This is a genomic window from Comamonas sp. A7-5, from assembly GCF_039581385.1.
GTDB lineage: Bacteria > Pseudomonadota > Gammaproteobacteria > Burkholderiales > Burkholderiaceae_C > Comamonas > Comamonas thiooxydans.
This window is the reverse complement of record NZ_JBCPWO010000059.1, coordinates 1-523: the sequence shown is the minus strand read 5'-3', so window position 1 is coordinate 523 and position 523 is coordinate 1. Positions and strand designations below refer to the sequence as shown.

The 523-nt window shown below is 62.7% G+C and carries 1 protein-coding gene; it reads right to left on the bottom strand.

What is annotated here, in order from left to right; genetic code table 11:
- Window positions 1-523 (bottom strand): Ig-like domain-containing protein (locus tag AAIL67_RS24740; RefSeq protein WP_343485407.1); only part of this gene is annotated, 523 nt, incomplete at both ends.

Below are 523 nucleotides of genomic sequence, written 5' to 3'. Positions count from 1 at the left end.
CGCACTGGAAACCGCCGACAACGTACCGTTGGCAATGGTCAGGTCGGCGTTGGTGAAACCGGTGACCGCTTCACTGAAGGTGATGGTCACCAGCGAGGTCTCACCGACCGCAAGGCTGGTGTCCGCCACGACAATGGTCGCCGTTGGGCGCAGCGTATCAATGACGTAGTTGTTGGAGTCCGTGGTGCCGCTGCCAGCATTGCCGGCAGCGTCAGCCACTCCGAAATTGTCCAGGGTGATCAGGTTGCTGGCGTCAGTGATGTTGCTGGTCGGCGTGAACGTCGCCGTCCAGGTGATACCGCCGTCGCTGCTGCTGATGTTGCTCAGCGTGCCGTTGGCCACCGTCAGGTCGGCGTTGGTGAAACCGGTCACCGCTTCGCTGAAGGTGATGGTCACCAACGAGGTCTCACCGATCCGGAGGTTGTTGTCGGCCACCACGAGGGTCGCGGTCGGGCGCAGCGTATCGATGGCGTAGTTGTTCGAATCGGCGGTGCCGCTGCCAGCATTGCCGGCAGCGTCGGTG